The sequence below is a fragment of the Bacillus sp. ISL-41 genome (assembly GCF_018613235.1).
In the GTDB taxonomy this organism is placed as follows: Bacteria; Bacillota; Bacilli; order Bacillales; family Cytobacillaceae; genus Mesobacillus.
Genome location: NZ_JAGGQP010000040.1, coordinates 1 through 25,777 on the forward strand (window position 1 = coordinate 1; position 25,777 = coordinate 25,777).

Annotated in this window: 27 protein-coding genes; 24 read left to right on the forward strand and 3 right to left on the reverse strand. The window is 41.8% G+C overall.

Annotation, left to right across the window (positions count from 1 at the left end; translation table 11 throughout):
* The 13 genes from J7I80_RS19755 to J7I80_RS19815 form a co-directional block, all read left to right on the forward strand.
* On the forward strand, window positions 1-282 hold a 282-nt coding region (locus J7I80_RS19755; protein ID WP_214740617.1), incomplete at its 5' end, for a hypothetical protein.
* A gap of 279 nt (window positions 283-561) precedes the next feature.
* On the forward strand, window positions 562-1,692 hold the full coding sequence (locus J7I80_RS19760; protein ID WP_214740619.1) for a conserved virulence factor C family protein: 1,131 nt from the start codon (window positions 562-564) through the stop codon (window positions 1,690-1,692).
* Between the two features lie 186 nt (window positions 1,693-1,878).
* Window positions 1,879-3,591, forward strand: a complete 1,713-nt coding sequence (gene ilvD / locus J7I80_RS19765; RefSeq protein ID WP_214740621.1) for a dihydroxy-acid dehydratase — start codon at window positions 1,879-1,881, stop codon at window positions 3,589-3,591.
* An 85-nt stretch (window positions 3,592-3,676) separates the two neighbouring features.
* On the forward strand, window positions 3,677-4,111 hold the full coding sequence (locus J7I80_RS19770) for a BrxA/BrxB family bacilliredoxin (RefSeq protein WP_214740623.1): 435 nt from the start codon (window positions 3,677-3,679) through the stop codon (window positions 4,109-4,111).
* A 145-nt stretch (window positions 4,112-4,256) separates the two neighbouring features.
* Window positions 4,257-5,033 carry a class I SAM-dependent methyltransferase gene (locus tag J7I80_RS19775; RefSeq protein ID WP_214740625.1) on the forward strand — a complete coding sequence of 259 codons (777 nt, stop codon included), beginning with the start codon at window positions 4,257-4,259 and terminating at the stop codon, window positions 5,031-5,033.
* Window positions 5,034-5,453: 420 nt separating this feature from the next.
* The gene (locus J7I80_RS19780) at window positions 5,454-6,035 is read left to right on the forward strand and encodes a YpjP family protein (RefSeq protein ID WP_214740627.1); all 582 of its coding nucleotides are present in this window, start codon (window positions 5,454-5,456) and stop codon (window positions 6,033-6,035) included.
* Window positions 6,036-6,223: 188 nt separating this feature from the next.
* Window positions 6,224-7,012, forward strand: coding sequence for a TerC family protein (locus tag J7I80_RS19785; RefSeq protein WP_214740629.1), 789 nt, complete (start codon window positions 6,224-6,226; stop codon window positions 7,010-7,012).
* A gap of 537 nt (window positions 7,013-7,549) precedes the next feature.
* The gene (locus tag J7I80_RS19790; RefSeq protein ID WP_214740631.1) at window positions 7,550-9,187 is read left to right on the forward strand and encodes a YceG family protein; all 1,638 of its coding nucleotides are present in this window, start codon (window positions 7,550-7,552) and stop codon (window positions 9,185-9,187) included.
* Window positions 9,188-9,200: 13 nt separating this feature from the next.
* Complete coding sequence (locus J7I80_RS19795; RefSeq protein WP_214740662.1) at window positions 9,201-10,295, forward strand: toxic anion resistance protein; 1,095 nt, start codon at window positions 9,201-9,203, stop codon at window positions 10,293-10,295.
* Between the two features lie 216 nt (window positions 10,296-10,511).
* On the forward strand, window positions 10,512-11,213 hold the full coding sequence (locus tag J7I80_RS19800; RefSeq protein WP_214740633.1) for an anthrax toxin lethal factor-related metalloendopeptidase: 702 nt from the start codon (window positions 10,512-10,514) through the stop codon (window positions 11,211-11,213).
* Window positions 11,214-11,367: 154 nt separating this feature from the next.
* A complete protein-coding gene (locus J7I80_RS19805; protein ID WP_214740635.1) occupies window positions 11,368-12,162 on the forward strand; it encodes a thymidylate synthase in 795 nt (264 codons plus the stop codon).
* On the forward strand, window positions 12,159-12,644 hold the full coding sequence (locus J7I80_RS19810) for a dihydrofolate reductase (RefSeq protein WP_214740637.1): 486 nt from the start codon (window positions 12,159-12,161) through the stop codon (window positions 12,642-12,644). Before J7I80_RS19805 ends, J7I80_RS19810 begins: the two co-directional genes overlap by 4 nt.
* 153 nt (window positions 12,645-12,797) lie before the next feature.
* Window positions 12,798-13,529: a lysophospholipid acyltransferase family protein gene (locus J7I80_RS19815; RefSeq protein ID WP_214740639.1), complete on the forward strand. Its 732-nt coding sequence runs from the start codon at window positions 12,798-12,800 to the stop codon at window positions 13,527-13,529.
* 80 nt (window positions 13,530-13,609) lie between these two features.
* On the opposite strand, the gene J7I80_RS19820 is transcribed toward J7I80_RS19815, so the two are convergent.
* Window positions 13,610-13,831 carry a hypothetical protein gene (locus tag J7I80_RS19820; RefSeq protein ID WP_041966956.1) on the reverse strand — a complete coding sequence of 74 codons (222 nt, stop codon included), beginning with the start codon at window positions 13,829-13,831 and terminating at the stop codon, window positions 13,610-13,612.
* A 158-nt stretch (window positions 13,832-13,989) separates the two neighbouring features.
* Here J7I80_RS19820 and ilvA point away from each other — a divergent pair, with 158 nt between their 5' ends.
* The 10 genes from ilvA to J7I80_RS19870 all read left to right on the forward strand — a co-directional run bounded on the left by ilvA (window position 13,990) and on the right by J7I80_RS19870 (window position 23,082).
* Complete coding sequence (gene ilvA / locus J7I80_RS19825) at window positions 13,990-15,258, forward strand: threonine ammonia-lyase IlvA (RefSeq protein WP_214740641.1); 1,269 nt, start codon at window positions 13,990-13,992, stop codon at window positions 15,256-15,258.
* A gap of 172 nt (window positions 15,259-15,430) precedes the next feature.
* Window positions 15,431-15,634: a twin-arginine translocase TatA/TatE family subunit gene (locus J7I80_RS19830; RefSeq protein WP_192470480.1), complete on the forward strand. Its 204-nt coding sequence runs from the start codon at window positions 15,431-15,433 to the stop codon at window positions 15,632-15,634.
* Window positions 15,635-15,737: 103 nt separating this feature from the next.
* Window positions 15,738-16,511: a twin-arginine translocase subunit TatC gene (tatC, locus tag J7I80_RS19835; protein ID WP_214740644.1), complete on the forward strand. Its 774-nt coding sequence runs from the start codon at window positions 15,738-15,740 to the stop codon at window positions 16,509-16,511.
* A 167-nt stretch (window positions 16,512-16,678) separates the two neighbouring features.
* Complete coding sequence (locus J7I80_RS19840) at window positions 16,679-16,930, forward strand: DUF2535 family protein (protein WP_214740646.1); 252 nt, start codon at window positions 16,679-16,681, stop codon at window positions 16,928-16,930.
* A gap of 138 nt (window positions 16,931-17,068) precedes the next feature.
* Window positions 17,069-17,911 carry a DegV family protein gene (locus J7I80_RS19845; protein ID WP_214740648.1) on the forward strand — a complete coding sequence of 281 codons (843 nt, stop codon included), beginning with the start codon at window positions 17,069-17,071 and terminating at the stop codon, window positions 17,909-17,911.
* A 242-nt stretch (window positions 17,912-18,153) separates the two neighbouring features.
* Window positions 18,154-19,722, forward strand: a complete 1,569-nt coding sequence (locus J7I80_RS19850) for an ATP-binding protein (RefSeq protein ID WP_251027876.1) — start codon at window positions 18,154-18,156, stop codon at window positions 19,720-19,722.
* An 87-nt stretch (window positions 19,723-19,809) separates the two neighbouring features.
* Window positions 19,810-20,772 (forward strand): nucleoside hydrolase, encoded by a 963-nt coding sequence (locus J7I80_RS19855; RefSeq protein ID WP_483297715.1) that lies wholly within the window; start codon window positions 19,810-19,812, stop codon window positions 20,770-20,772.
* Between the two features lie 98 nt (window positions 20,773-20,870).
* Window positions 20,871-21,455 carry an SCO family protein gene (locus tag J7I80_RS19860; RefSeq protein ID WP_214740654.1) on the forward strand — a complete coding sequence of 195 codons (585 nt, stop codon included), beginning with the start codon at window positions 20,871-20,873 and terminating at the stop codon, window positions 21,453-21,455.
* 200 nt (window positions 21,456-21,655) lie between these two features.
* Complete coding sequence (locus tag J7I80_RS19865; RefSeq protein ID WP_251027877.1) at window positions 21,656-22,462, forward strand: SGNH/GDSL hydrolase family protein; 807 nt, start codon at window positions 21,656-21,658, stop codon at window positions 22,460-22,462.
* A 35-nt stretch (window positions 22,463-22,497) separates the two neighbouring features.
* Window positions 22,498-23,082, forward strand: coding sequence for a YpmS family protein (locus J7I80_RS19870; protein ID WP_214740656.1), 585 nt, complete (start codon window positions 22,498-22,500; stop codon window positions 23,080-23,082).
* A gap of 158 nt (window positions 23,083-23,240) precedes the next feature.
* On the opposite strand, the gene J7I80_RS19875 is transcribed toward J7I80_RS19870, so the two are convergent.
* Complete coding sequence (locus tag J7I80_RS19875) at window positions 23,241-24,002, reverse strand: DUF4397 domain-containing protein (RefSeq protein ID WP_214740658.1); 762 nt, start codon at window positions 24,000-24,002, stop codon at window positions 23,241-23,243.
* Between the two features lie 357 nt (window positions 24,003-24,359).
* On the opposite strand from J7I80_RS19875, the gene rsgA reads away from it, so the two are divergent.
* Window positions 24,360-25,409 (forward strand): ribosome small subunit-dependent GTPase A, encoded by a 1,050-nt coding sequence (rsgA, locus tag J7I80_RS19880; protein ID WP_214740666.1) that lies wholly within the window; start codon window positions 24,360-24,362, stop codon window positions 25,407-25,409.
* A gap of 49 nt (window positions 25,410-25,458) precedes the next feature.
* On the opposite strand, the gene J7I80_RS19885 is transcribed toward rsgA, so the two are convergent.
* Window positions 25,459-25,677 carry a hypothetical protein gene (locus tag J7I80_RS19885; protein ID WP_214740660.1) on the reverse strand — a complete coding sequence of 73 codons (219 nt, stop codon included), beginning with the start codon at window positions 25,675-25,677 and terminating at the stop codon, window positions 25,459-25,461.
* Window positions 25,678-25,777 lie beyond the last annotated feature (100 nt).

Here is a 25,777-nt window from a genome sequence, read left to right on the forward strand (position 1 = left end):
TGTCAAAAGTCGGAGCAACTTCAGACAGGTTCGAAGGAAAAAGAGGAAAAGCTGTCAAAAGTCGGAGCAACTTCAGACAGGTTCGAAGGAAAAAGAGGAAAAGCTGTCAGAAGTCATAGCAACTTCAGACAGGTTCAACGGGTAAAGCGGGAAAGTTGTCAAAAGACAGAGCAACTTCAGACAGGTTCAGGGGGAAAAGCGGAAAAGCTGTCAAAAGTCAGAGTAACTTCAGACAGGTTCAGGGGGAAAGTAGAAAAGCTGTCAAAAGTCGGAGCAACTTAAGACAGGTTCGAAGGAAAAAGAGGAAAAGCTGTCAGAAGTCAAAGCAACTTCAGACAGCTTCAGCAGGAAAATCGGAAAAGCTGTCAGAAGTCAAAGCAACTTCAGACAGCTTCAGCAGGAAAATCGGAAAAGCTGTCAAAAGTCGGAGCAACTTCAGATAGGTTCAGCGGAAAAAGCGGAGAAGCTGTCCGAACCATGGTCACAAGGGCTTCGAAATGCTATCTATCCTTCATTATGTTAAAATGGCTTCATTCCTGAAAAATATAAAGGGGTGGGAATGTGAAAATTGTATCAATAGAACCAACACCAAGCCCGAATACGATGAAGATCATTCTGGATGAAGAACTTCCTATGGGCAAGAGCAATAACTATAAAAAGGATTCAGCGGCCGGGGCACCGGAAGTCGTGTTGAACATATTGGATATTGAAGGTGTAAAAGGGGTTTACCATGTTGCAGATTTCCTGGCAGTCGAAAGAAATGCAAAGTATGACTGGAAGGTCATTCTTCCTGAGGTCAGGAAAGCGTTCGGAGAAGATGCAGAGGAATCAGGGGACGCTGAACCTGAAATCAATGAGCATTTTGGGGAAGTGAAAGTCCTTGTGCAAGTATATAAGGGGATTCCCATGCAGGTGAAGCTTACTGATGGCACTGAAGAGAAGCGGTATGGACTGCCAGAAACATTTGTGAAAAAAGTAGGAGAGGTACAGACTCCCGAGGATAACGTTGTTATGGTCCGCAGGTGGAAAGAACTCGGAGTTCGATATGGAGAATTCGATCAAGTAGGAAATGATGTTCTGGAAGAGCTTTTAGCGGCATACCCTCCTGAGAGGCTGGAGGAACTCGTAAAGCTTGCTAAAAATCCGGGTCAGGAAGCTCAGTTAAAAACAGCAAAGAAAAAAATCAGGATAACAGAAGCGGATTTGGAAAATAAGGATTGGCGGGTAAGATACCAGCTTCTTGAGCAAATGGAAGATCCGAAGATAGACGATCTGCCAGTGCTTGAAAAAGCTTTACAGGATGAGAAAGCATCCATACGCCGGTTGGCCACCGTTTATTTAGGAATGATTGAGGACATAAAGGTGCTGCCTTTGCTGTACAAAGCCTTAAACGACAAAACCGTTACCGTTCGCAGGACAGCGGGTGACTGCTTATCAGATCTTGGTTTCCCCGAAGCGATGGACGAAATGATGGAAGCACTCAAGGACCCAAGTAAGCTTGTCCGCTGGCGAGCAGCGATGTTCCTTTATGAAGTTGGAGATGAAAGCGCATTGCCATCTTTAAAAGGTGCAGAGGATGACCCGGAATTCGAAGTAAGCATGCAAGTGAAACTGGCAATTGCCCGTATCGAGCTTGGTGAGGAAGCAAAAGGCTCAGTCTGGAAACAGATGACGGAAGCCAGGAAACAATAAATGATTATAAAGACACCCTGGATTGATTTAACATCCGGGGTGTTTTTTTCTAGGAAAAAAATATTACTCTCCAATGAAAAAATGTATCCGCTTACTTATTTTTAATAATTAAAATATTTAGATTATTATTGCAATTACCCCGAAAAAGCGGTATCGTAGTGAATAAAAAATTGGGAGGGACATACTTTGAAAAAAGATTTAAGAATCAAGAGCCATGTGTTTAGTGATGATGCAAGAAAGGCGCCGAACAGGGCTATGCTTCGGGCGGTAGGATTCGGTGACGATGATTTCAAGAAACCGATGATCGGAATAGCGAGTACCTGGAGCGAGGTTACTCCTTGTAATATACATATTGATAAGCTTGCTGTGAAAGCGAAAGAGGGGGCAAGAGCAGCAGGTGGGGCGCCGCTGATTTTCAACACGATCACTGTATCAGATGGAATTTCAATGGGGACAGACGGCATGCGCTATTCGCTCCCTAGTCGTGACTTAATCGCTGACTCGATCGAAACAGTGGTCCAGGGAGAGAGCCTTGATGGTTTCGTCGCAATTGGCGGCTGTGATAAAAATATGCCTGGCTGTATGATGGCTATTGCAAGAATGGATCTTCCTGCTGTTTTTGTTTATGGAGGAACGATAAAGCCCGGCAAACTTGATGGTAAGGATATTGACATAGTGTCCGCATTTGAAGGTGTTGGTCAATATAACAAGGGTGCAATTGGTGATGAACAGCTTCATAAAGTTGAATGTCATGCTTGCCCGGGTTCTGGTTCCTGCGGCGGGATGTATACAGCTAATACAATGGCCAGCGCCATCGAGGCCCTTGGAATGAGCCTGCCGGGAAGTTCATCACATCCAGCGGAAACCGATGAAAAGAGTGATGACTGCTATAAAGCAGGAGAAGTAGTTTACCAGATGCTGGAGCAGGATATTCGGCCAAGACAGATACTAACAAAAGAAGCATTTGAGAATGCGATTACAGTCGTAATGGCTCTCGGCGGATCCACGAATGCCGTCCTGCATTTAATGGCAATAGCACATGCTGCTGAAGTCGACGTGACGCTGGATGATTTTAACAGAATCCAGGCAAGAGTCCCACATCTTGCTGATTTGAAGCCAAGCGGCAAATATGTCATGCAAGACCTTTTTGAAGCTGGCGGGGTTCCGGCAGTCATGAAGCTCCTTCTAAGAGAAGGGATGCTGCACGGTGATTGCCTCACAGTTACCGGAAAAACACTCGAAGAGAATCTTAAGGATTTTCCTGACTTGAAACCTGGCCAGGAAGTCATCCGTCCTGCAGCTCAGCCGTTTAGGAAGGACGGCCCGCTTGTTGTTTTAAAAGGAAATCTTGCACCAGACGGCGCAGTAGCGAAAGTATCCGGCTTGAAGGTGAAAGCTATGACTGGTCCCGCCAAGGTTTTTGATGATGAGGAGTCTGCCTCTAAAGCCGTGATGTCTGATGAAATTGTCGCTGGAGACGTATTGGTTATCCGTTATGAGGGACCAAAAGGCGGTCCGGGAATGCCTGAGATGCTAAGTTTATCAGCAATCCTTGTCGGCAAAGGCCTTGGAGAAAGTGTTGCATTGCTGACAGATGGAAGATTCTCTGGAGGCAGTCATGGACTGGTAATTGGCCACATTGCCCCTGAAGCACAGGTTGGCGGTCCGATTGCATTGATACAAGATGGAGACATGATCACTGTTGATAGTGAACAAAGGCTGATTTCAGTTGCCTTGAGTGAGGAAGAGCTGGCTGCCCGCAGGCAAAACTGGACACCGCCATCACTTCCTTCCAGAGGGGCTCTTGCTAAATACGCAAGACTTGTATCTTGTTCCTCCAAAGGTGCCGTAACGGATCATTTTGAAGGAAAGACAGCTCAAGAGCCTGTACATTCCTAGTGTGAGACGACGTTCTTTTATTGCGTTTGGTACAAATAATATAGTATGCTAACACTGCAAACTATCGTTTGGGAGGGATTTATTTATGTCAATGGCATATGAAGAATATATGAGACAAATGGTAAAGCCGATGCGTGAGGAATTGACACGTGCGGATTTCAAAGAACTGCTTACCGCTGATGAAGTTGAAGAATTCATGGAAAATGTTGAGGGAACAACGCTTGTCGTAGTAAATTCTGTTTGTGGTTGTGCTGCGGGTCTTGCCCGTCCGTCTGCAACTCAAGCACTCTTGCGAAGTGAGAAGAAGCCTGATCATCTTGTGACTGTTTTTGCTGGCCAGGATAAAGAGGCAACTGCCAAAATGCGTGAATATTTCACAGGTCTTGAGCCATCCTCACCTTCAATGGCATTGTTGAAAGGGAAAGAAGTTGTTCACTTCATTCCTCGCCATGATATCGAAGGTCAGCCGATGGAAGCAATCATGGAAAACTTAACTTCAGCTTTTGTTGCCCATTGCTAGGCTGTCTTTATTTTTAAAAACAAGAGCAATCTTTAAGGGACAATACTAAGAGAGTATCCCAAACTGCATTGCTCAATAAATTCGAAAAGGATGTCTATTGACGTCCTTTTTGTTTGTATGCAAATAGGTGTCAGGAGGTTAGGGCGTGTTTGTGACAACAGCAGGCAGGACAAACGAGAGTATGACAGCGAAAGCAAGAGCCATAGCCCTGGAGCTTAATGTAGATTTCATCCCCAGGAGAAAAAGGTCAGTGTCAGGTATCCAGGAAATCGTGAAGGATGATTGCCTGGTAGTTGGCAAAGAGCGTCTTGAGCTGTTCCCGCTGGGAGCTGCGGAGCCTTTCTTTTTCCATCCGAATTCCGCTATGTTCCGAATCAAACGATTAATGAAAGGGGAAAGTGATCCTCTCATAGACGCAGCAAAACTTCAGGAAGGGATGAGTTTTATTGACTGTTCGCTTGGTCTTGGGTCCGATAGTATCGTTGCGAGCTTTGTGACAGGTGAGTCAGGATCTGTCACAGGTATTGAAGCAAGACGAGAGCTCGCATATTTGGTTAAAACCGGACTCAAAGCATGGGATTCAGGATATGAATCCATCAATAAATCGATGGCCAAAATAACAGTCATGCAAGGTTATTCACTGGAGTTCCTCAAGTTGCAGGAAGACAAAAGCGTAGATTGTGTATATTTTGACCCTATGTTCGATGAATCGATATTAGAGTCAGATGGGATCAGGGGCCTGACTCATTTCGCTGTATATGAAGGGCTTACACAAGAAGTCATTGATCATGCTAAACGTGTTGCCCGGAAACGAGTAGTTCTGAAAGACCATTTCCGAAGCGGGCGATTTGATGAGTTTGGCTTCAATGTTTACAGAAGAAAAACAGCAAAATTCCATTTCGGAGTAATAGAAAAAGAATGAGGATACACCTCATTCTTTTTGTATGTAACGAACTTCCATCCATTATTGAATGGTCAGAAGCCAATATCACTGCGTAACGGAAAATAAAGTTTTTCCGTCCACCGCATTTCAATTAAGACTTAATCTGCAATAGCCAAATAGACGAAATAAGCTAGTGTAATGAGACTGACTGCAACAGCGACCCATTCCATAATATGACCTCCCTTTTCCTTCAATGATGAAGCCTCTATTATTTCCTTATTACCATTTTTGAAAAATCTGAAACCCTTTGCCCAATTTTACGTATAAACAAGTTATAATATTCTTAAGCCGAATTTTATATATTATCACCAATTCAGGTGATTTCTACGCATAACTATTTTAGACAGATTGCTATTTTAAAAGTTAATGATTTCTTATTTACATAAGGATGTGATCCACATGCCCGCATGGCTGCGCAAATCGCTCGTTGTCATGATTTCCATCGTCACTTTTGGGATGGTGTCTCCTGCCCAGGTTAATGGGTTCCTGACAACTACAGCTGAAAGATCAGAAAAATCAACCTCTGCCGAAACCAGTTTCATTGATTCGCTCGATGTACCTTTAGATGAGGAAGCGGAAAGGGACATGTTCATTGACAGAGCTATGAGAGAAGCCGAACAACAATCTTTCCAGAAATTCGGAACGAAAATTGGTCCAGTGATTGAAGATGAATTCAGGGAAAGTATTTTGCCAAACATTGAGACGGCGATTGAAATGGTAGCTTTCCAGTATCCTGGTGAAAAACTGAATTCACTCCGTATCACAGAAATGCCTGGCGGCGGTGAGTCGGAAAAAATATTCCATATAATCGGAGACAATGGCAAGGACATTATCCGTTTCCACGTAAGGAGAGATCAGCCGCCGAAGGATGGTTTCTGGTTTAATTTCCATTACCATACGTATCATGATAACTTCCAGACCCATTATGAGCTTGGAAAAATCTTTTGGGCGAAAAATACTCCGCCTAAATGGAAGAGTTGAAGATAAGAATCGAAAATCCCATTTCCGAAAAAAGCTGTATTGATCAATAAAAAATGTGTAAATCTCATTTATTTTGGCTGATTTAGGACTGAAATTAAGAAAAACGAAATAAGTTTTTATAGAGGCCCGGCTAATGCTGGGTTTTTCTATACAGCCTAAGAACCAAAAAAATGGGAGGAACATCTAGAATGGCAAACATACTGCAAGGGTTTGTAGATACTTATGTCCAGTTTTTCAATTGGGATATGTGGGTCGAGGTTTTAACGGACCCTGTCAGCTGGGGGCTGATCGGGACACTCGTCATCCTTGAAGGGCTTTTATCTGCTGATAACGCCTTAGTGCTGGCTGTGATGGTGAAACATTTGCCAGAGAAACAGAGAAAAAGAGCATTATTCTATGGACTGCTTGGCGCATATGCGTTCAGATTCATCGCGATTGGGATAGGTGTATATCTAATCGAGTTCTGGTGGGTCAAAGTGATTGGCGCTGGTTATTTGGCCTGGCTGGCAATCAAATACTTTATCGAAAAGAAAAAAAGTGAGAATCGGGATAGCGGGGAAGTTGCTGGAATCAATCAGAGCGGCTTGCTGATCCGGTTGTTTGGTACATTTTGGGGTACGGTTGCTGCTGTGGAATTAATGGATATTGCATTCTCAGTGGACAGCGTTCTGGCAGCTTTGGGCATCAGTGAGGAAGTGTGGGTATTGCTTCTTGGCGGTATGCTGGGTGTTTTGATGATGAGAGGAGTTGCGGGAGTATTCCTTAGGTTGATTGAACGGATTCCAGAACTAGAGACGACTGCCTACATCCTGATTTTTATCATTTCGGTAAAAATGCTGGCTGGCGTTTTGGGCATCCATATAGAACATGCCTATTTCTTCATCCTGTTGCTGATCACTTTTACAGGAACATTTGTCGTCCATTACTTGAACAAGAAAAAAGCTGAAGTAAATGAGCAGCAAAAGAATGTCCAATAATGGAACAAGGAACGGATGCAAGTCTGTTCCTTTTTTTATTTTATATTTGAAAAGAATTTAACTATGACTTACTTTTCGTGATACTCAGAAATCTCTCTTGCTGTCCTCCTGACAAATAAGAATATACAGGAAAATGATACATATATGAGTAAATAGATGCCTGATAGGTGGAGTATTGGGGAGGCTGCTGGCATGATTAAAAGGGTGAAAATAAGTGAATAAAATAATAAATCAAACAAAACGAGACCACCAGAGCTCATAACCTGGCTGACTTTCCGTACTTCGAGCTGCAAATCTTCAACAGGCTCTCTTTTATAAATAAAGCGCATATGAGTTCACCTTCCAGATCTAAGTATTCATCTATATGCATGGACAGGAATAAAGGTGAAATCAAGGAATGATAAACTTTCTTGAAACTTTTAATCAACTTGTCCGTACTGCTATTAAAAGCCTAAAAAGACGTTTTGTTATTTGCCTTTTAATAATCCAATATGAATCGTTCATTTTAGACTATCGTCCTCAGCGGGAAGTGATTCTATGTATTCACATGTGAACCAAATTATAATACATCCATTGCCTGTTACATATGACAACTGGCTGGACCTGATCAATACTCCTGCAAGTGAGCGGCCATTTTACAAAAAAGACGGTGCCTTCACACATATCGGCCAGGTCACTGCCAATTTCATCGGCATTCCTCATGGTAAAGATGAGTATTATAACCAATTGTACGACTATGTTCACTCGAACAAGCTGATATTGTTGAGCGACTCGTCACTAAATCATTCATTTGATCACTTCCGATTAAAATCAATCGAAAAAATAAGCAAATTTAATGGAAAACAGGCTCTATCAATAAAACGCTTTGTGGCGCTCATGGACCAAAATAATTTACTGCCATCCTTTGATAACTTCCTGATCAATAGACAAATACGGGATGCTGCTGTTAAAATGACCGAACTTTATTTAAGAACTGAAAAAGGCGGATTCGAGAGCCAGGAGTTTATTTCACTTCTAAACGATGTCATAGCATGGCTCTTTTACAATTTGAATCACCATCTAAAGAAAGCAAATCCTGAAGGTGATATGCCTGCATTCCTCTGGTATGGAAACTACAGGAAAAGTCATCAGTACCTGTTATACTTCTTAATACAACTTGGGTGCGACCTGGTTACTTTCACACCGGCAGGAAATGATGTATTAGCGATCACCGGGCCGGATAAGCTGAAAGTGTTTGTCCATATTTTCCCGGAGACAAGTATTCCAAAGCCGTTTCCAATGGAAAAGAATAAGCAAACCTCGACGGTAGCATACCGGGCATCTAAGGATATTGAAAAACTCCTAAACTATGATGGATCGATTTTTTATAAACCATGGCAGTTAAGAGAGTACGTACCTAATGCCGTTACACTGAAGACAACATATGATGAATTGTTTTTAGTTGCCAGGGAAAAGGCAATGATCAGGCCATATTTTGAAGTGGAGAACAAAAGTGTTAAGATTCCCGCCTTGTTTGCAAAAGTTAATGGCGTCTCAAGTAATCGTCGTGAATATTGGAACCGCCTTCATGGATTGATTTTACAGGAAAATACCTATCTCGTTAAAGGTCTTCCATTTTCAAAGGGTGCAAACAATGATTTCCGATTCCACTATCATAAGTCCCTGGACAATGACGGAATGCTCAATCCGGAAAAGATGACAGGGGCCCGTTACTGGATGTACAGCCACCTGCCTTCAGGTCTGCAAAAAGGTCTTGCTGCTGCAATCAGGAATATATGTACAAAGCCAAAACTGAAGCCGCAGAATAGTGATAAAGAGGATGATGTCAGGGTCTATTTGTTTAACCAGTCAATGCAGATACCGCCATTTATTTTAAAAATGCTGCAGAAATACGATTACTCCCAGAATGTGCCTAAGCTGATTATTTTTAATAACCAACTCAATGGATCACTGACCAGGCCAGATGCTGCGCTCCTGCTGCTATTAAATCAATTTGGTATTGATTTAGTGGTTTATAACCCGGCTGGTCATAGTGATATAGAAAAATACATCGACAATAGCGAATTTGTATCCCACTGGCTTGAGGATGTTGTTTTCGAACAAGAGATAAAGGAACCTTCCGCTATAAAAAAAGTAATCTTTCAAGGCATTTTAAAAATCCTAAGGAGAGATTAAGCTGATGAATCCTATTCACGACCGGAATGTAAGCCCGTTAATGGACAATTCGAAGGAACTGTTGAGTGAAGATGCGGTTAATGATATACAGTTGGCACTGAGAAATGAACCCGAGGTGCAGCAACTGGCACGGAGCATTGATGAACATAATATCATCCAAATTCTCGAATACGGGAAGGAGGCCGCAGTTGAGTTTTCCCGTCTTTCGGATCAAATCCTTGCTGTAATGCGGATGAACAATGTAAAGGAATTTGGACAATTACATTCGCAGCTGGGCAGGGTTATGGATCGTTTTGAAAAAAAGGATTTTGAAAAAAACTCTGGAGGACTGATCAGCAAGCTATTCAAGAAACGGGAAAAGATGCTTGATAGGCTATATAGCAAATACCTGTCGATAGGAATAGAAATGGAACAGGTATATGTGAAAATTTCTGAATATCAGAGTCAGATGGTTGAAACAGCGACTATGCTAGAACGACTGTATGAACAAAACATTCAATATTACCTGCGTCTTGAAAAATTTGTGGCGGCTGGAGAGCTGAAGCTGAATGAATTGAAAACCAACAAGCTTCCGCAGCTTGAACAAAATGCTTTGAATGATGATCAAATAGTTTCGATGGAACTTGATTCCTTGCGCAATGCGATAGAGCTCCTGGAACACAGAATACTTGACCTTGGAATGGCAAAAATCGTCGCTTTGCAGACTGCACCACAAATAAGGCTGCTTCAGAGAGGGAATGCAAAGCTCATTGGCAAAATCAATTCGGCATTTATAACCACTATTCCAATTTTCAAAAGGGGGCTGGTTCAGGCGGTAGCAGCAAAAAGGCAAAAACTAGCGGCTGAATCAATGAAAGAGCTCGACCGGCGCACGAATGAACTGATGATCCATAATGCCCGGAACATTGCGGGTCTAAGTATTGAGGTTGCCCGCTTATCGGGTTCCCCAGGAATCAAGATTGAGACGATACAGGAATGCTTCAACATTATCCGGAAGGGAATGCAGGAAACAAAGGCAATCGAAGAAGAAAATAAGCGCCTCCTAGAAGAAGGGGGACAGCGCTTAAAAGAGCTGCAGAAAAACATTGAGAATAGTAAGCAGCAGTAATTGCTTCATGACCTGATTGACTCATCCTAACTGTTTTGGGTGAGTTTTTTTGTTTGCCAATCATCACGACTGTACCTTCCTGAAATTCTCAGCCAGCAGGCAAGCGATCATATGTTATAATTTTAGTAGATTACTATAGGAAATTTCCTCGTAAAAAATCAACTCGTCTACCCATTTTACACCTTCAGAAAAACACTTCAGGAAAGGGGATAATAAATGCGAAAGGTTTATCAAATATTCGTTGTTATTATACTTTCCTTCACAATGCTCGGCAGCTCCAATGCTAATATGGACGGCATTTTTCTATATGAATACCCTAAACAATCCCTGCTCTATGAATCACTCCAGCCTGATGACGCAAGGCTTGCTGGCAGATTGATTGTTTTGCCGGAAAAGGACTTTGACCAGGCAGAAGCGGCTAGGATCATAAAAAGACTTACAACCCTTCCGGAAAGCATGATTCAAAAAGCTGTAGACACCAATATTAAAGTGAAATTATTTGAAGGCAGTTTGACAGATAATCCAACTGCAAGTCATTTGAAGGGGATTGTCCCGCGAGGATATACTTCTGAAAAGACATGGGATCAGGTACCGGGGATTGGCGGATCAAGGACCGTTCTTGTGAAAATTGGCAGCAGTGAAAAGGGAAAGGGCCACGGTTCTGTCAATCTGGAGCTGCATGAATTCGCGCACTCACTTGACCGTCATGTTTATGACGGAATCAGGCACGAGGAAAGGTTCCAGGAAATCTGGAAGCGTGAAAGCCGGCTCCTTTTCCCAGGCCGTGCCTATTTCCTTGATTACCCTGAGGAATACTTTGCTGAGAGTTTTGCCATGTTCTATATTGGCGGACTGCCGGCAAAACTCCTTAGGGAGGCCGCACCGCAAACCTATCAATATATCGAAGGCCTCAAGTAGGCCTTTTTCCTATTTATTGCATTTCGGCAGGAAATCTGTGATCACACAGCAAAGTAATAAGAGTATTCAAAATAAGAGATATCCTTCCACCATTGTTGTTTAATTTGCTAAAATAGAAAAAAGAAATCGAACGTTTTGAAGGGCAGGGAGATTCATGAAACAATATCTAGAACTATGCGAACATGTATTGGAGACTGGGGTAGAAAAGGAAGACCGTACAGGGACTGGCACGATCAGTACATTCGGCTATCAAATGCGCTTTAACCTCCAGGAGGGATTTCCGCTGCTGACCACAAAAAAACTCCACTTGAGATCAATCATCCATGAACTTTTATGGTTCCTGAATGGCGATACGAACGTGAAATACCTTCAGGAAAATGGGGTGAGGATCTGGAATGAATGGGCAGATGAAACAGGGGAACTTGGCCCGGTCTATGGCAGGCAGTGGCGATCATGGACAGGTGCAGACGGAAAAACGGTTGATCAAATTTCCGAATTGATCCATACCATTAAAACCAATCCTGATTCGAGAAGGATGATTGTCAATGCCTGGAATGTGGCTGAAATTGATAATATGGCCCTTCCGCCTTGTCATTGCATGTTTCAGTTTTACGTCGCTGATGGCAAGCTTTCCTGCCAGCTGTATCAGAGGTCGGCAGATGTATTCCTTGGCGTGCCATTCAACATCGCATCCTATGCCTTGCTGACATTGATGGTCGCTCATGTCTGTGACCTTGAGCCTGGCGAGTTTGTCCATACTTTTGGGGATACTCATATTTACATGAACCACTTGGAGCAGGTCAAACTGCAGCTCACACGGGATCCCAAGCCGTTGCCGCAGATGAAAATCAACCCTGAAGTCAAGTCAATATTTGATTTTAAATACGAAGATTTCGAACTGGTCAATTATGAGGCACATCCACATATCAAAGGGGTTGTCAGTGTATGATATCGCTAATTTGGGCAATGGATGAAAATCGGGTCATCGGTTACCATAACCAGCTTCCATGGAGGCTCCCGGAAGACTTAAAGTTTTTCAAGCGTGTAACGATGGGGCACCCAATTATGATGGGAAGAAAAACGTTCGAGTCGATCGGCAAGCCACTTCCTGGGAGAGAAAATATCATCGTAACCCGAGATGAAAGCTACCAGAAGGAAGGCTGTGCAGTCATTAACTCCATTGAAGATTTCATGGCTTATGCAAAGGGAAAAGAAGAAGAGATTTTCGTCATTGGCGGCGCAGAGATTTTTAAGGAAGTTTTGCCAGATGCGGACAAGCTGTACTTAACCATGATCCATCATCAGTTTGAAGGAGACACCTTTTTTCCGGTTTTTGACATAGAAAAGTGGGAGCTGGAATCAAGGGAAATCGGACCGAAAGATGAAAAAAACCCCTACGATTATGAGTTTTTGATTTATAAGCGGAAGTAAGAAATACAGTCAATTTACCGGATGCTTTGTTAGTATACAAAAGGAGGTGGAATGAGAACATTCCACCTCCTTTATTTATAGTGCACAAATTACATATAGTCTCATTACATTAAATCCAGTATAATGACAACAGAATAACCTTAGGAGGAAACAATGCTTCGTTTAATTGCGTGTTTTTTGTATATGGGTGGTTATCTTGTTTACACCATACCCAGACTTTCACGATTAAAGAGATTGCCGGATGATTTGAAACCAGAAATTAAAAAGCACCTGATTCATCAGACGCCAAAAAAATGGTCTAAAACATTCATGGCACTTACAGGATCACAGGTGGAGGTAATTGGACTTCATCATATACCTGAAGGTCCAGTTTTATTTGCCAGTAACCATGAAGGCAATTTCGACATACCGGTTCTTATTGGGTCCATTGATAAACCTTTTGGCTTCATTTCGAAAATTGAAGTGAAGAAGGTCCCGGTTTTATCTTCCTGGATGGAAGCGATTGATTGTGTCTTTATTGATAGAAAAAATCGTGATAAAGCGGCTGGCTCCATTATGTCAGGGGTGGAGCTTTTGAAGAAAGGGAATTCATTAGTGATTTTTCCAGAAGGAACGAGAAGTAAGGGTGGCCCTGTAGGTCTCTTTAGAGCAGGAGGCTTCCGTCTTGCCAAAGATTCAGGGGTTCCGATCGTGCCGATCTCAATCCAGGGCACTGCTGATGTATTCGAAAAAAATGGCCGGCTTGTCAAACCTGCAAAAATAAAAGTGATTATAAATCCTCCGGTTTACAGCCGGCAATATAAGGATAAAGAACTGGTTTCTCTTGCTGAAGAAATAAGGGATATAATCGTCCAATCCCGTAATGAAAAAAAGATTGCCTCATAATCATATTTAAACGTCAACAGCCCCTGCTTTTCGCAGGGGCTGCTTTTTTTTGAAAATGGCTGGATGATGTTATGGAGTTCTTATTCGAATTGTGCCAGGCTTTTCATCATTTGGGTGAATTCTGCAGGTATGCAAAAATCATCTGGTTTAAAGTTGTCGCGAATCCACTTTACCATTTCCAGCGGACTATTGAAGTACTCTCCGCTTGTATCACTTTTGCGAATCATGTAGCGGCCGTTGTCCTCATCAAGTGTTACCTCTACCGGTAAAGCTCCATCATAACTGTTTAATGAAAATTCCATTTCATTCCCTCCAGCGTATTTTCGTTATTATATGTTATTTTACTACCATTTTATTCAACATGAAAGCCTAAAATTTTAAATATTTAAAAAATTCAATACATAATGAGATTTCATGTTATAATGGAAAAATTAATATTTTGCAAAGTGAGGGTGACAAAATGAAACAAGAAACAGTGAAGAAAAAATGGGTCAGTGTAGAGGATATCCTTATTGCTTATCGGCATCTTAAAGAGGTTGTTGCCCACACTCCATTGCAATTGAACCAGCGATTATCTGAAAAATATGAAGCGGATATTTATTTGAAGCGTGAGGATTTACAGCATGTCCGCTCTTTCAAGCTGAGGGGCGCTTATTATTCAATGAAGTTATTATGGGAAGAAGGGCTTGATAATGGTGTGGTTTGCGCGAGTGCCGGCAATCATGCTCAAGGTGTAGCATACGCTTGCCGGCAGCTTGGGGTGAACGGGAAAATTTTTATGCCGGCGACAACGCCTGGCCAAAAAATCAGCCAGGTCGAAATGTTCGGGCGAGAGTACGTCGACATCATCCTGGTCGGTGATACCTTCGATGATTCTTACCGGGAGGCACGGGAATGTGCAGAACAGGAAGGAAGGGAATTCATCCATCCTTTCGATGATGAAAAAGTGATTGCTGGACAGGGAACTGTTGCAGTTGAGATTCTGAATGATTGTCAGGAATCTGTTGATTTTATTTTCGCCAGTATTGGTGGCGGAGGCTTGATGGCAGGGTTGAGTACATATTTAAAAAGCGTATCACCGACGACCACCCTAGTGGGAGTCGAGCCCAGCGGTGCAGCATCCATGAGTGCTGCTTTTGAAGAGAATAGTGTTATTCCCCTAAAAGAAATCGATACATTCGTAGATGGTGCTGCTGTAAAATGTGTAGGCAGCAAGACATATGAAATTTGCAGAGAAAATGTCGATAGACTTGTTGCAGTTCCTGAAGGGAAAGTATGTACATCTATCCTGGAGCTATATAATGAGCATGCAATTGTGACTGAGCCGGCAGGGGCTTTGCCCATTGCTGCACTAGATCTTCTAAGGAAAGAGATAAAAGGGAAGTCAGTGGTATGTGTCATAAGCGGAGGGAACAATGATATCAGCAGGATGCAGGAGATTAAAGAAAGGTCCCTTCTCCATGAGGGCCTGCTGCATTACTTTATTGTCAATTTTCCACAGCGTGCAGGTGCGCTGCGCGAATTCCTCGATGATGTACTGGGACCTGGGGATGACATCACAAGGTTTGAGTACACAAAGAAGAACAATAAGGAAAGCGGGCCAGCACTTGTCGGAATCGAATTGAAGAATAAGCACGAATATCAAAGACTGATCGCCAGCATGGAGAACAAGGGCTTTGCCTTTATGGAATTGAACAAGGATAATCAGCTGTTTAATTTACTGGTATAATATTTATAATAGATAATTAAGGTTAGGTGTTATAAAATAAGAAATGTCACACTTCGTCAGATTACGGAGTCCTTTGTGAATTTCTTATGAACTTTCACGGCATTCCTCCACTTAGGGGAGTAAAAGTACTATAATCATAGTAGATTTACAATTTGAAAAAGGAGATGTTGATATGTTATCTAACATCGGAGTTCCTGGATTAATCTTAATCCTTGTCTTAGCCCTCATTATTTTTGGACCTAAAAAGCTTCCAGAGATCGGCCGTGCATTTGGCCAGACGCTTCGCGAATTCAAGAAGTCAACTCGTGAATTGACAAGTGACGTTATGGAAGAATTTGAAGAAGAAAAGAAAGAAATTACGAAAGCTACTAAATAAGGTGTAAGATGCTTTTGTCTTACACCTTTTTTCTTAAAAAGGTTTGTAAATGACAGGCTTTACTCAAGAAGTGCACCAAACGGAATTGGCAGGGGATTGTTATATGGAAGATAAAGAATTAAATCTGGTGGATCATCTCGATGAACTGCGGAACAGACTGATCATTTCTGCAGTAGCATTTATTATTTTCTTTGGCTTAGGATTTTTCTATGTTAAAGATATATATAACTTCTTTGTCCGCGATTTAGATGTAAAGTTAATAGTCTTAGGTCCAAGTGACATCGTATGGATTTACTTCATGCTTGCCACCATCATCGCGATAGCTGGTACGATTCCTGTATTGGCCACACAGATTTGGCTTTTTGTCAAACCAGCGCTCAGGCCGATTGAACGGAAAATATCACTTTCTTATATCCCGGCTTTATTCTTGCTATTCATCGTTGGCCTTGCTTTTGGATACTTTGTAATTTTTCCTACAGTATTGAACTTCCTTGTGGAACTTAGCGGGGATATGCTTGTAACCAACTTCACCGCAGAAAAGTATTTCAAGTTCATTATGAATATGACCCTTCCATTTGGAGTTCTGTTCGAATTGCCGGTTGTCGTCATGTTCTTGACATCTCTGGGAGTCATTAATCCTTACGTTTTAGTAAAGGTCAGAAAATATGCTTATTTCATATTGATTGTGATTTCAGTCATCATTTCACCGCCTGATTTCATGTCGGATATCCTGGTTACAATTCCACTCCTGGTTTTGTATGAAATCAGCGTAAACTTGTCCAAATTTGTTTACAAACGGAAGCTTAAAAAGGAAAAAGAGTGGCAAGAGCAATATGGTGATATGGAAGAGGAAAGCGACGAGGAATCATCTTTGTAAAAAGAATTAAAAAACATGCAAACGTGTGGATCTTCCACACGTTTTTTTGCTTTCACAGGTTCATGAAAAAGCCTAAAAAAAATATTATTTATCCGCGTAAACAGACACATTTCGACCAGCATTTAGGGTATAATATAATCAAACGGGTATAAAAGAGGATTGATATTTTGCTATTCAAAAGCCTGGAGTTCAAAAATGTTGTTGGACAGAAGGTTAAAGTCGTGGATATTCCTGTGTTGGAAGAAGAGAGCACCTATTATTTTATGATCCAAGTCCGTTTGCAAACTTTTATAACAGCAATCTACCAGGAAAGAAACGCAAAAAAGTTTTATTCTTTTAAAGAGTATTTAAAAAGAGTTATGAAGTGGCCGGATTATGAGCAGTTATTCCAAAGTGCTGAACTGAAAAATAACGCCTGAAGATTTATTTTTGAAGCGCCTCGACAAAGGCGCTTTTGTTCTTTTTACAGGGTTTTTTTAATGTAAATAATTTTTATTTGCATCTGAGAATAGGTATAATGGTCATAAGTGCAGTGCTTTTGATAGGGATGTGAATATATGTCTAAAATTAAAATTGTAACTGATTCTACTTGTGACTTAAATGATGAAATCATCAAAAAGTGGGAGATTATTGTTGTTCCTTTATCAATTTCTATTAATGGTGAAAATTATTTAGATAGAGTAGATATCTCTCCAAAGGAATTTATGGAAAAGATGAAAGCCTCTCCTGATTTGCCCAAGAGCTCGCAGCCGCCTGCCGGTGAGTTTTTGAAGGTGTATGACGAGCTGGCCGCGGATGGTTTTGAAATCATTTCGATACATATGACAGGCGGTATGAGCGGTACGGTACGTTCGGCTGAAAGTGCTGCCCAGATGACAAGTGCAAAGGTGAATGTGGTTGATTCCCGCTTTATTTCGAAAGGGTTAGCCTTTCAAGTTCTTGAGGCTGCGCAGATGGCCGCTGCAGGTCAAACAGCTGATGAAATAGTAGCAAGACTAAATAAGGTTAGAGAACAAACCCGTCTTTTTGTCGTGGTTGATACCCTTGATAATTTGGTCAAGGGAGGGCGAATTGGCAAGGGAAGGGCAATGATCGGCTCTTTATTGAATATTAAACCGATCGCCTCACTCGAAGGCGGAGAATATACCCCTGTCTCCAAGGCTAGAAGTCATTCGCAAGTTGTAAAATACCTTAGAAACCAATTTGCCGCAGATACAGACGGGAAAACCATTAAAGGGGTAGGGCTTGTTCATGCAGAAGGAGAAGGACTGGCCGAGAAGATAAAGGGTGCCGTTATTGAAACTTCTGGATACGTTGACTTTTCCATCGAAGAAACGACACCCATTGTAAGTACTCATACTGGTCCTGGTGCTATTGGTTTCATGTATTATTTTGAATAAAAGATTGAAGTGACAGGTCCTGAAGTGTAAAACTTCAGGACTTTTTTATGCCGTTTTCCTTGAATTTTATTGGATCTACCATGGTAGCTGGGCAAAGTTACTTAAATATACAGGATAATGATGACGTTGTGTCGAATATTTTCAACAATTCACTTTAGGATAGAACGGAATGTGACAATGAAATTATGAGGCTTAATGTTAAGAACCTGCCATTATTTAAAAAAATATTGATGTTTTCATTTATGATCACAACAATTGTAGTAGTGTCGATAATGGGAACAAGTTTCTACCTGCAGTCGAAACAATTGAAGAGTCAAATGGCTGACAAGGTTGAAGGTGTCGCAGGAATTTGGTCATCCACACTGGATCCTGAAGATATTAGAAAGGCAAATGAGTTTCGCGATGAGTCTAACCCTTCCGTCAAGCGGCTGGAAAAACTAATGACAATGGTAGGCGACAAAAGTGCTTCATTCCTTGGGGCTTATATTATTCTGCCTGAGGAATATCCAAATCAGAAAGTTTACATCCTGTCTGCATCCGATATTTATAAGGCGTACTCTTTCGATTCTCTGATGTTCTATAATGCAGGTGAAGAATTTATAAGTGCATACCGAGATACCCGGGAAAAGAAGAAGATATCGAGTACGGATATTTTCACCGATCAATACGGCTCCTGGATTTCATCCTTCGCCCCAATCACTGATAACAGTGGAAATGTGGTGGCCATTCTTGGAATCGATGCAAAGGCTTCTGTCATAAAGGAAAATCAACTGGAGATCCTTCTGCTGTTATTATTGGAGATGGCTGCCATTTTGGCAATTGTGTATGTAATCTTGAATTGGGGCCTTAAGAAGGTCATGAAACCAGTTGATGACTTGTTCTTTGGCATTAAGGAAATCAGTTCTGGCAATTTCACCGTGAAGCTGCCTGTTCATGATCAATCAGAGTTAAGTTTATTGAGTCAAAAGTTCAATGAGATGGCTTCCCAACTCTCCCAACTATTCGAGAGGGTTTCAGCCGCATCAAAGCAATTGGGTCAACCATCCCTGGAGGAGAAGGAATCGCTCTTGTTAGAGGAAGCGATTAACACAATGGAAGATATATTTGAGCGCACAAAGCTTCAGCAGGAGCTCCAGCGGGCTGAGAAAATGAACGCGATCGGCCAGCTGGCTGCTTCTGTAGCTCATGAAATCAGGAATCCTATGACTGTCGTAAAAGGTTTTTTGCAAATCTTCCTTTCTAAAGATATGACTGAGGAAGATCATATGTATTTAAAACTTATGATTGAAGAATTGAACAGGGCGGAGACAATCATAAATGACTATTTGAGTCTGGCAAAACCCGATGTTGGGAAGCTTGAAATCATTGATGGCAGTGAAATGACGGAGCAGGTCATGGATTTGATGAGTTCTTACGCGATGATGTCAAAAAACATATCCATGCATACTGAGATTAAGGATCAGGTAAAAATTAGGGGCAATAAAAGTGAATTAAAACAAGTGCTCATCAATATCTTGAAAAATGGCATTGAGGCGATGGGGGATGGCGGAAAGCTTAGCATGACACTGGAAAAGAAAGAGGATTTCGGTGTATTCATCATAAAGGATACAGGCATTGGCATGACTGCGGAGGAGCTTTCAAGACTCGGTACGGCTTTTTATTCGCTGAAAGAACGCGGTACAGGCATGGGGTTGATGGTTTGTTACCAGATTGTTGAAAGGATGAAAGGTCAAATCAAGGTATCAAGTAAAAAAGGAGAAGGTACCATTTTTGAGATTATGGTCCCGTTATTAATGGAGAGCCCTGAGTAAAATTCAGGGCTTTTGAAAATTTTGCCATTATTTTCAAACCCCTCAATATAATTTATAAAGGGAGGTGTCCGGACTTTGGTGAAAAAAATGCTTTTCTTTAGTGATTTTGGGATAGATGACAATATTGCTGTATTATATGCGTTTTTTAACAAAGACATAGATTTGGTTGGTGTCGTTGCCGATTACGGTAATGTATCAAAACAAGATGCGCTGCGTAATGCCGCTTATTTGCGGAAGCTGACTGGGAGAGGTGATGTTCCAGCTTTTGCAGGTGCAGAATTGCCATTGACAGGAGATCCGCCTGAATATGTACCAGACGTTCATGGCATTGAAGGCCTGGGACCAATCATCCCCGATATAGAGGTGGACTACACTCTGGAAAACTTTCACGGCATCCAGGAAATCATTGAACAAAACCCTGATGAAATCATTATTGTGAATGTAGGCAGGCTATCATCACTAGCAGCTGCTTTCATTCTTTATCCTGAAACCATGAAAAAAGTAAAGGATTTTTACATTATGGGTGGTACGTTCAACGAACCGGGAAATGTGACCCCTGTGGCTGAAGCTAATTTCTATGGAGATCCATATGCTGCAAATATTGTATTGACCCAGGCAACCCCCCCTGTGAAAATTATTCCGCTAGATGTTACAAGCGGGGCAATTGTGACGCCTGCTTTGATCAGCGAGCTCGATGAGTACTACCAATCTATTGGGAGTGAAGTAGGAAAGCTAGTGAAGCCAATGTTTGATTATTACTACAAGTTCTATAAAGAGAGAAATCCTGAATTGACGGGAGCTCCCCTTCACGATGTTTTTACACTATGGGCCTTAGTAAAAGAAGAACATGTAGTTTACCGCGACATTCCAGTTAAAATTGTCGTGAACATAGGAGAGGCATTTGGGCAGAGCATAGGGGATTTTAGGAACACAATTAGTAAAGCGGATTATCCAGTGCATAAAGTAGCTGTTAACTTTAGCTATACAGAGTTCATTAAAGATTTTTTTACAACGATGAAAAATTCAAATACACACAATGGCACAGGGTAAATGATGATTATTTCACACTTCTTTCATACCTTTTTCTTTCTTCTCTCAAATGCGTCTGCTAGAATTGTCTATGGACATTATTCGAAAGATTGCAGGTGATGATTTTGAAAAAGGTTTATGCCATTCTTATGCTTGCAGCCGTAATCATGTTTGCTGCGGGATGTGGTGACAGCGGTCTAAAGGATGCGAAGAATTATCCTATAGAGGATTTTACTTTCACGAATCAAAATGGTGAATCATTAAGTAAGGCGGATTTGAAAGGCAAAGTCTGGGTTTCCAGCTTTATTTTCACAAACTGTGCGGATGTATGCCCGCCAATGACGGCCAATATGGCGAAACTTCAGGATCTGATGAAAGAAGAAGGGCTTGAGGATGTCGAGATTGTTTCTTTCAGTGTAGATCCTGCTGTCGACAGTCCTGAGGTACTAAAAGAATATGGCAATAAGTTCAATGTTGATTTCACGAACTGGTCTTTCCTTACAGGTTATTCACAAGAGGAAATAGAAAAATTTGCGCTTGAAAGCTTCAAGACTCTTGTCAAGAAACCGGAGACAGGGGATCAGGTTATCCATGGAACTGATTTTTATCTTGTCGATCAAAAAGGGGACATGAGGAAATATTATACTGGACTGAAGGAAGTACCTTTCGAACAAATAATTGAAGATATTAAGACACTCCAATAGGCCGCATTTTGTGGCCTGTTTTATTTGGGTCAGGGAATAAGCCTATCCAGGTTGAACAAATTATAAGAAACATTGCGCGCTGTTAGAACGTTGCAGATACAGCTTACGGCCATAAAGGCGGGGGAAATGAGTGCGCATCTAACCCCTGGAAAGACAATAAATGATATAATGATTATACTTTTAAAGGCAGGTGATTAATATTGTTGAAGAAATTCACCTTACTTTATGTAATGCTGGCCATGATATTAGGATCCTGCAGCCAGTTTGAAAATTTTCAAAAAGGGAACTTCAATAAGGTCAAGGAAACAGGAATGGAAATAAAGGAAGCATTGCCGACTTCCTTCTTCCCGAAGGATTTGCATATTGTAGCTGCCGGGGATTCGCTTACCCAGGGTGTAGGAGACAGTACGGATACTGGTGGATATATCCCATACCTTGCTGAGCAGCTTGAGACAGAAAAGACAATAAAGAATGCGAATTTCGAAAATTTCGGTGTGAGAGGAAACAGGACGGATCAGCTTCTGGAAAGGCTAAAAAACAAAGATATACAATCTTCTGTAAAGGAAGCTGACCTAGTTATCTTAACAATCGGCGGGAATGATCTGATGAAGGTTGTCAAAGAGAATTTTTCAAGTCTAAAACTTAACCATTTCAAGACAGAACAAAAGTTGTTCGCAAAACAGCTGCAGGAAATCTTCCTGTCCATCAGAAACCAAAATCAGAAAGCTCCCATCGTATTGGTCGGACTCTATAATCCATTTTACAACTGGTTTGCGGATGTTAGAGAAATGAATCAAATAGTGGATGAATGGAATGCTCAAAGTCTTTCAATAGTAGAGCAAGATGGGAATGCTTACTTTGTCGACATTCATGATATTTTCCTTAATAATGAAGAAAACCTGTTATACACTGATTATTTTCATCCAAATGACCTGGGATACCAATTAATGGCTGACAGGATCTATGAAATCCTTGATGAACAGGTCATTGACTCGATGTCTAACTGAGGTAATGAGATTGGGAAGAGGAGTTACAAAGATTTATGACGAAAAATAAATGGAAAATCAGTTTTTTTATTCTATCGGGTATCGTGGCTGCAGCCATCCTGTTGGTTTGGATCCTCATTGCTTCACCAGTTGAGGAATCTAAACCAGTACCAGGAACGAGTGGGGCTGGTACGGATGATGTTGCATTTAATGTATCAACCAATAAACGTGATTTAAATAGGGTGATCAACCACTACTTAGAAGAAGAAGCAAAAAATAGTCAGATTGATTATCAAGTATTGCTGACAGATGAGGTTGAGTTATATGGGACGCTTCCTCTCTTCAGTCAAGAGCTGGAATTGCGTCTAACGTTTGAACCGCAGGCATTGAAGAATGGTGATTTAATTTTAAAACAGAGATCCATTTCAGTAGGGAAACTCAATCTTCCTGTATCAACTGTACTTAAATTCGTCCGGGACAGCTACGATATGCCGGATGCCGTGAATATCCAGCCAAAGGAAGAGAGAGTATACGTCTCTATGCAGAGGCTGAAGCTGAAAAGCGATATCAAGGTCCGGGTAAATGAATTCGATTTGAAAAAGGACAACATCAAATTTACTCTGCTTGTTCCAGCAGATTAAGAAGGTACTCTTTTTGGGTTCCTTCTTTTTTGATTTTAAAGGGCAGGGTGTATAGGTAGTGGACTTAAGAATTTTTAATATACATACAAGGTTGGATTAAATATAAAGTGGTAAATGCCAGTTAGCAGAAAAAAAGTCAGGCCGGTCGCCCGGCCTTTTTATCCTTGCAATATAATTACTTCAATTGGGGGTTCTCCTTTAGCAGTGCCTACTGCGACAATCGTGTAGGCATTGTTTGGCTCCAATTTGACATCTGGGATGGTAACGACTGTATTCTTGGTGCCTGCTACTTTAGCTTCCAACGTAACGGTCATTGGATTCAGGGCCAGATATGTTGTTGCCTGTTTATAGGATACGTCCGGGAATATGACGTCTCCATTTTTCCCTGTAATATCAACAGCCGGTGCGTCTGGAGATAGGTGGATAAATCTGGCTTTTGTTTCTCCCACAGGTGTTTGCGGGTTGTCTTCAAAAGTGAGCAGCCTTAGGTTATTAGCCGGCCCGGCAATGGCAGCTGTGTAAATGCTCCCTGGTTCGACCATAATCTTTTTGCTGATTACAGTAGAAACGCTTTCGCCTGCAGGATAGATGTCGACCTGATATTTGCCTGGTGGAAGCTGCATATGGCTGCTGTTGGTTTTATAGCTGAAGTCGCGGACAACTCGGCTGCCATTTACATAAATATCGACATCCTTTACCGCCGGGGAAGCATGCAAAAAACGCACCATGGATGGTAATGTGTTGGAAGGACTAGCCTGAATAGTATGGGAGCGCATTAGCTGGACAGCTTTGTTTAAATTTCGCAGATGCTTGTGGTAATACATGACGTGCAGATTTGGATCAAGGTATTTATAGTAATTAGCCAAAAGATCATACATGGCCGCTTTATGAAGGTAATCATTCTGGTTCCTGATGGACATACCCCTCACTCCTAAATTTATTGAATGCTCAAATGTAAAATATGCAAATTGGGCGCAATGGGTGCGAATCAGTGTCAATTGTTATAAAAGAATTTGAAATAAAGCTTTACATGAGGAATGTTTTTCCATATACTATAAATAATTAAACGAGAGGCAGGTGGAGTGTAATGAGCAGGATGTTAAATGTATTGATGTTGAATGTTACTTATTGCACGGCCCCTAACCTAAGCGGATCAACTGACTAATAGTCTTTTTTCTCCATGCTTATGAACCACGGGCTGTGCGTGCCTGTGGTTTTTTATATTTCAGAAAGCATAATGGAGGAAAAGAAAATTGAAGAATTTTGAAAATATCGGTATGACGGCTGAATTGAACAGCCATTTTAATGAAAACTATCCTGATGGAATCAAGCTCGGCAGGGTAGCGTTAGAGCATAAGCATAGTTACCGGGTATGGCTGGAAGAAGGAGAATACCTCTGCACTCTAGCTGGCAAATTGACATTTCATGCAATCGGCCGGGAAGACCTGCCGGCAGTCGGTGACTGGGTTGCCGTACAAACTTCTCCAGGCGAAATGCGAGGAATAATCAAGGGGATTCTGCCGCGTAAAAGCAAGTTTTCGAGAAAGGCTGCCGGGCAAATTACCGAGGAGCAAATTGTCGCAGCGAATGTCGATACTGTATTTATCGTAAACTCACTGAATGATGATCTGAATCTGAGAAGGATTGAACGATACCTGCTGCTCGCCTGGGAAAGTGGTTCAAATCCTGTCATTATTTTAAGCAAAGCAGATTTAGTGACTGATCTAAAAGCCAAAATGGATCAAGTTTCAGCAGTGGCGATCGGTGTACCTGTAATTGCAGTAAGCGTTCTCGAGGGTACGGGCATAGAGGAACTGCAACCATACCTTGCTCCTGGCCAAACAGTAGCCTTGATAGGTTCTTCGGGAGTCGGCAAGTCAAGTCTAGTCAATTACTTCACAGGTTTTGAAAAGCAGCTCGTCCGGGAAATCAGGGAGAGCGATGATAAGGGCAAGCATACTACGACCCATCGGGAAATGGTTCTCCTTCCTGGAGGAGCGATACTAATTGACACTCCTGGTATGAGGGAAATCCAGCTCTGGACAAGTGAGGATGGTATTGCTGAAAGCTTCGCTGATATTGAAGTGTATGCTGAATCCTGCAAATTTCGCGATTGCAGTCATCATAACGAACCAGGCTGTGCAGTTTGGTCAGCCATCTATGAAGGAACGCTGGATGAAAACAGGCTTGCCAGCTATAAAAAGCTGCAAAAAGAACTGGCCTATATTGACAGGAAGCTGGATAAAAAGGCGCAAGCTGAAGAAAAGAAGCACTGGAAAAACATCAGTAAGGAAGTCCGCCACATTTCAAAGCATAAACGAAAATAATGAAAGGCCCCTTCTCTAGAGGGGCTTTTATCATTTCTTAGAAAATTATCTAGTTGTGGAAACTACTTGTAGTATTCTTAATCCAGCTCCAGCGCCTAGCCCCTCGAGTCGCTTGTCTAGTGTCACCTCCTAGAAACTCCGAAACTTCAACTCCGCCGGCAGAAGCAAAAAGCGCTTCTTTGTCGAAGTCTCCAGTTTCTGCGTTTCTGGACAGTCGGCTATACTTTTCGATTTCGGTCTGCCCAATGAAGTCAAAGAGCGACTTCACTGGCAGGCCCTCCAGCGCTTGTCGGAGCTGACCAAGGCCCTTGCGCTATTCTAATTACTTTACGGGTTTGAAAGAAGGTGCCAATGTGGGAAAAATCATT